Annotated in this window: 6 protein-coding genes and 1 pseudogene; 1 reads left to right on the forward strand and 6 read right to left on the reverse strand. The window is 66.1% G+C overall.

Going from position 1 to position 5,895, the window contains the following annotated elements; translation table 11 throughout:
• Positions 1 to 57 precede the first annotated feature (57 nt).
• The 3 genes from AC1D1W_RS19510 to fdxA form a co-directional block, all read right to left on the reverse strand.
• The gene (locus AC1D1W_RS19510) at positions 58 to 1,341 is read right to left on the reverse strand and encodes a citrate synthase (RefSeq protein WP_028275687.1); all 1,284 of its coding nucleotides are present in this window, start codon (positions 1,339 to 1,341) and stop codon (positions 58 to 60) included.
• Positions 1,342 to 1,569: 228 nt separating this feature from the next.
• The gene (gene dapC, locus AC1D1W_RS19515; RefSeq protein WP_476944558.1) at positions 1,570 to 2,718 is read right to left on the reverse strand and encodes a succinyldiaminopimelate transaminase; all 1,149 of its coding nucleotides are present in this window, start codon (positions 2,716 to 2,718) and stop codon (positions 1,570 to 1,572) included.
• Positions 2,719 to 2,730: 12 nt separating this feature from the next.
• The gene (gene fdxA / locus AC1D1W_RS19520; RefSeq protein ID WP_028275689.1) at positions 2,731 to 3,057 is read right to left on the reverse strand and encodes a ferredoxin; all 327 of its coding nucleotides are present in this window, start codon (positions 3,055 to 3,057) and stop codon (positions 2,731 to 2,733) included.
• A gap of 150 nt (positions 3,058 to 3,207) precedes the next feature.
• Here fdxA and AC1D1W_RS19525 point away from each other — a divergent pair, with 150 nt between their 5' ends.
• Positions 3,208 to 3,456: a putative acetyltransferase gene (locus tag AC1D1W_RS19525; protein ID WP_476944559.1), complete on the forward strand. Its 249-nt coding sequence runs from the start codon at positions 3,208 to 3,210 to the stop codon at positions 3,454 to 3,456.
• Positions 3,457 to 4,008: 552 nt separating this feature from the next.
• Here the strand turns inward: AC1D1W_RS19525 and AC1D1W_RS19530 are convergent.
• The 3 genes and pseudogenes from AC1D1W_RS19530 to AC1D1W_RS19540 all read right to left on the reverse strand — a co-directional run.
• Positions 4,009 to 4,818, reverse strand: a complete 810-nt coding sequence (locus AC1D1W_RS19530; protein ID WP_476944560.1) for a type IV toxin-antitoxin system AbiEi family antitoxin domain-containing protein — start codon at positions 4,816 to 4,818, stop codon at positions 4,009 to 4,011.
• A 229-nt stretch (positions 4,819 to 5,047) separates the two neighbouring features.
• A complete protein-coding gene (locus AC1D1W_RS19535) occupies positions 5,048 to 5,434 on the reverse strand; it encodes a hypothetical protein (protein ID WP_476944561.1) in 387 nt (128 codons plus the stop codon).
• Between the two features lie 27 nt (positions 5,435 to 5,461).
• Positions 5,462 to 5,895 (reverse strand): annotated as a pseudogene (locus tag AC1D1W_RS19540) (translational GTPase TypA); the annotation flags it as partial.

The following is a 5,895-nucleotide window of genomic DNA, read 5'->3' on the forward strand; positions in this document are numbered from 1 at the left end:
GGGCCACACCGGTCCCGGCGTCGTACTGTCTATCGCGCGCCGTGGCCGGCGGGCGGGCTACAGCGACGGGTAGTTGCGTTCCGGTTCGCCGACGTAGAGCTGGCGCGGGCGGCCGATCTTCGTGTTGGGGTCGCTGATCATCTCGCGCCACTGGGCGATCCAGCCCGGCAGGCGCCCGATGGCGAACAGCACGGTGAACATCTTCTCCGGGAAACCCATGGCCTTGTAGATCAGGCCGGTGTAGAAGTCCACGTTGGGGTAGAGCTTGCGCTGGATGAAGTAGTCATCGCCCAGGGCTTTCTCTTCAAGGCGCATGGCGATGTCGAGGAGCTCGTCGTTTCCGCCGAGCTTGCTCAGGACTTCGTGAGCCGTGGCCTTGATGATCTTGGCGCGCGGGTCGTAGTTCTTGTAGACGCGGTGCCCGAAGCCCATGAGGCGGACGCCGTCTTCCTTGTTCTTGACCTTCTCCATGTAGTCCTCGGGCTTGATGCCGTCGGCCTGGATCTGGCGCAGCATCTTCAGGACGGCCTCGTTGGCACCGCCGTGGGCGGGGCCGAAGAGGGCGTTGATGCCGGCGGAGACGGAGGCGAACAGGTTCGCGTTCGAGGAACCGACCAGGCGGACGGTCGACGTCGAACAGTTCTGCTCGTGGTCGGCGTGCAGGATCAGGAGCAGGTCCAGGGCCTTGGCGATGACCGGGTCCACCTCGTACTGCTCGGCCGGCAGGCCAAAGCTCAGGCGCAGGAAGTTCTCCACCAGGTTCATCGAGTTGTCCGGGTACAGCATGGGCTGCCCGATCGACTTCTTGTGGGCGTAGGCGGCGATGACCGGCATCTTGGCCATGAGGCGGATGGTGGACACCTCCACCTGCTCGGCGTTGAACGGATCCAGCGAGTCCTGGTAGAACGTCGACAGCGCCGACACGGCCGAGGACAGCACCGGCATCGGGTGGGCGTCACGGGGGAAGCCGCTGAAGAAGCCCTTGAGCTCCTCGTGCAGCAGGGTGTGGTGGCGGATCCGCTGGTCGAAGGACTCCAGCTCGGTGGGGGTCGGCAGGTTGCCGTAGATCAGCAGGTAGGAGACTTCCAGGAAGCTCGAGTGCTGGGCCAGCTGCTCGATCGGGTAGCCGCGGTAGCGCAGGATGCCGGCGTCACCATCGATGTAGGTGATGGCCGAGGTGGTGGCCGCGGTGTTCATGAAACCGGGGTCGAAGGCGACGGCGCCGGTCTGCTTCAGCAGCTTGGAAACGTCGTAGCCTTCGTTCCCTTCTACAACCTTGATGCGCGGGAGTTCGAGTTCGCCGCCGGCATGGCGCAGGGTTGCGCTGGTGGTTTCAGTCATGGAGTCTCCTCATGAGGCATCGGGGCCTCTGTCGAAAGCTGGTCCAACATCTGGTGAAGCTGCCCGCGGATCCTGTGCGGACAGGATTTCCAAAGGCTGCGCTGCCTTCTTGTGGAAAGCCACCATTGATCGTCAGTTAAAAAGTACCTTCACTTCGCGGGTGGCACTAATCCGGGGGGCCCGCAAAACGCCAAAAACACGCCACATGTGGCACGCGTCACAGCATTGTTACGCTTCCGGGTCCAGCCGCGAGACGGCGGCGTCGATCCTTTCGTCGCTGGCGGTCAGCGCCACCCGGATGAACCCGTTGCCGGCGTCGCCGTAGAAGACCCCGGGGCCAACGACGATTCCGCGGTCCGCGAGCCGGCCCACGGTGTCCCACGTCGCCTCGCCGGCGGTGGCCCACAGATAAAGGCCCGCCCTCGATTCATGGATTGTCAGGCCGAAACCTTCGAGCGCGGGCACGATCCGTTCCCGACGGCCCCGGTACAGGTCCTTCTGGGCCTGGACGTGGGCGTCGTCGCCGAGGGCCACGCGCATGGCTTCCTGGACCGGATAGGGCACAATCATCCCGGCGTGCTTGCGGCTGTTGACCAGGTTCGCCATGATCACCGGATCGCCGGCGACAAATGCCGCGCGGTAACCGGCCACGTTGGACTGTTTGCTCAGCGAATAGACGGCGAGCAGGCCATCGTGGGAGCCTTCTGCGACCTGCGGATCCAGGACGCTCGGGACCGGGGCGCCGCCACGCTGGAGGTCCCACTCCCCCCAGCCGAGTTCGGCGTAGCATTCATCGGACGCGACGACGGCGCCGAGCTCGCGGGCCTGCCGGACGATCCGCCGCAGCGACGCGATGTCCCGGACGCTGCCGGTGGGGTTGGCCGGTGAATTGACCCAGACCAGGCGCACGCGGGCCCGGGTGCCGGCGTCGAGCTCGTCAAGGTCGTCCGCGGCGACCTGCTCCGCACCGGCGAAGGTGGCCCCGATGTCATAGGTGGGGTACGCAACCGTGGGCCGGACGACGACGTCGCCCGGCTTCAGGCCGAGCAGGAACGGCAGCCACGCGACGAGTTCCTTGGAACCCACCGTTGGCATCACATTCTGCGGGTCGAGCCCGGGGACGCCGCGCCGGCGCGCAAACCAGCCGGCGATGGCTTCCCGCAGGGCCGGCGTCCCGTGCACCGTGGGATAGCCGGGGGCGTCCGCGGCGGCGCGCAGTGCGTCCTGGATGAGGGCCGGCGTCGCGTCCACCGGGGTTCCGATGGAAAGGTTGACGGCTCCTGCCGGGTGCCGGGCTGCCGTGGCGAGATACGGCGCCATGGCCTCCCACGGGTAATCGGGCAGGCTCAGGCCGAAGGTGCGCACCGCGGATGTCACCTTAGCGCCGTCCTAGTTCTCTTGGTTCTGCGGCGGCAGGGCGGCGATCATGGGGTGGTCGGTGTGGGTGTTCCCAACCTTCGCGGCGCCGCCCGGGGACCCGAGTTCGTCGAAGAACTCGACGTTGGCCTTGTAGTAGTCGGCCCATTCTTCGGGGGTGTCGTCCTCGTAGTAGATCGCCTCCACGGGGCAGACCGGCTCACAGGCACCGCAGTCCACGCACTCGTCGGGGTGGATGTACAGGGAACGCTCACCCTCGTAAATGCAATCGACGGGGCACTCCTCAATACATGCCTTGTCTTTGACATCTACACACGGCTGCGCGATTACGTACGTCACGTCCCTGGCCTCTCCACGTTGGTTCCGGCGACCGGCCGGATGATTTCCAGGCCCTGAGCCGGGCTGCTGACTTCTGAGCCTATTATCTCCCAGCCTGTTCCCGCGAACCTAGCCGGACGTCACACATGCTCCGCGTCTTACGATGATCTGATGAGCTCGCCTTTGCCCTTGCCCCAGCAGTTTCTCTCCGCCGCCCCGCTCGGCACCCGCGTTGTGGTCCGGTACAGGATCGACGGCGGCCTGACGGATGCCCTCGGCGAGCTCGTGGAACGCGCCGACGGCGTATGCACCGTCCGCACCCGCCGCTCCGACGTCGTCATTGCCCTCCCCCTTGTCGTGGCAGCCAAGGAAGTCCCGCCGCCCCCGCCTCGCCGCGCCCCACGGGTGCAGGAGCCCTGACGGGCGGTCCCGGGGTAGGCGCCTCGGTGGTTGCGCCAAGGGGACATGCCCTCCGCACCACCCGACCAGTGGACATGCCCTCCCTTGCTGGCCAACCACGCACATGCCCAGCCCCGCCCACGGCGACCAATGGACATGCCCTCCCCTGCTGGCCAACCACGCACATGCCCAGCCCGGCCCACGGCGACCAATGGACATGCCCTCCCCTGCTGGCCAACCACGCACATGCCCAGCCCCACCCCCGGCCACCAATGGACATTCCCTCTCCTTGCTGCAGGAGATGGACATTTCGGCGCCATGCTCATCGCCGCCACCCAGCGCGGGACATGTCCCGTGGTGAATCGACGGAGCAAGGGACATGTCCAGTGGTAAACCAGCAGAACAAGGGACATGTGCAGGGATAACCAACGGAACAAGGGACATGTCCAGCGGTGCATCGAAAGAGCACGGGACAATTTCCGCAGTGGCTGGGCGCGCTGCAGGATCAGAGTGCAGGACCACAGTGCCGAACCGTATCGCAAGGGCGAACGAAGCTGGACGTGGAGTCTGACTCTAGGCGGCCGCAGACAGACGGTTCAGGGCGTCGCGGACCATGGTGATGAAATCCTCGGGGTGGTCCCTCAGCAGCGGGTACGTCACAACAAGAGTCGGGATTCCCCGGCGCGTGGTGACGTTCCAACGCCGCCGGTCTTCCTCGAAGCTGGCCTTGTCCATGTGGGATCCCGCCCCGTCGGTCTCGATGCCGAGACGGCCGTCGACCATCAGGTCCAGGTGTCCCATTCCTGGAACGTTGACCTGCGACTCAACATGGAAACCGGCCCGCCGCAGCAGGAACCGGGCCAGGCACTCAATGAGCGACTGCGACTGCGGGACAATCGCCGACACGATCCGGCGCTCCCGGGTGTCGTTCCGGCCATCGAGCCGCTGACGCAACGCACCCAGCGGGAGTCCCTTCAGCACGACGGCGGATTCGGCGATGATCAGCCCGTGAGGTTCGGGTAGGCAGCGCAAGCATTGGATGACCGTGTCCAGGAGGGTCGGGGGCGCGGGCGCCCTGTGGCAGACGAAGCCCTGGTAGCTCCTGCTGTGGGTGAGGGCAACGTGCGGCTGGGCCGGGGCTTCAAGGACCCACAGCCCGCTGAAGTGTGCCGCGGTGATACACGCCGGTTCCGCCGGAAGCGAGCGTATGGCGATCAGCTGCTCGTCTGCACCGGGCAACGCATAGACGCCGCGGGCCACCCGGGACACGGTTCCCGAGGCCATCGCGGACTTGAGCTGAAAATCGGAGACCCCCGCGGCGGCAATGTATTTGGCGCGGGCGACGCCGTCGTAATTCGAGAGCACCTCGATGATGTTGGCCATTCACCCATGGTGGAGCCGCACTCTGCGCCCTGGAAGCCGGATCCTGCACTATGTGGAAAACTGCACCAGCCGGATGGGGGCGGTGCTGGACAGGTACGACCCTGAGGGCGGGGCATGTCCCGCGCACCAACCCAGGGCCGGACATAATGCCATTGCGCCCACTCGAGCGATCGAAAAATGGGCATGTCCCGTGGGGAGCCGGGCAGGGCGGTCCGGTCCTGGCCCGTCGTCACCGGTCCTGGCCGCTCGGCCTCCTGTAGCGCCGGCACCAGGCGAGCATGGCCACGGTGATGCCTGCGATGCCGAAGACCCAGATATTGCCCGCGGCGTCGCCGATGACCAGGCGCTTGCCCGCTTCCAGGGTGGACCACCAGCCAATCAGCGCGTAGCAGAGGACTCCGCAAGCCGCCGTCGGGGTGACAGAACGGAATGCCGCTCCCAGCCACAGCTGGACCGAGCCCAGCAGCACGAGCGCAGCGACGGCGCCCCACGGGACGTCCACTCCGCCCAGGACCAGATCGTGGCGGTGCAGGGCGGTGCCGGCCAGGGCAACAAAAAGAGCTGCCGGCACGGCGGCGGCAATGCCGCCTGCCGTACCGGCAGCTCTCTTAATCACGTTGTGGCTGAAGCCCGGAGACCGGGATCAGACCTTGGCGCGGGCGCGGTTGGCCTTGGCACGCTCGTTGGTGTCCAGGATGACCTTGCGGATGCGGATTGAATCCGGGGTAACCTCAACGCACTCGTCTTCGCGGGCAAATTCGAGGGACTCTTCGAGGGTCAGGTCGCGCGGGGGCGTCAGGTTCTCGAAGGTGTCCGAGGAAGCTGCACGCATGTTGGTGAGCTTCTTTTCCTTCGTGATGTTCACGTCCATGTCGTCGGCGCGGGAGTTCTCGCCCACGATCATGCCCTCGTACACCTCGGAGGTGGGCTTGACGAAGAAGGATCCGCGTTCCTGCAGGTTGATCATGGCGAACGGGGTCACAACACCGGCGCGGTCGGCGATCATCGAACCGTTGGTGCGGTATTCGATGGGGCCGGCCCACGGCTCGTAGCCTTCAGATATGGAGGCGGCGATGC

It is taken from the genome of Arthrobacter sp. P1_B4, assembly GCF_056406555.1.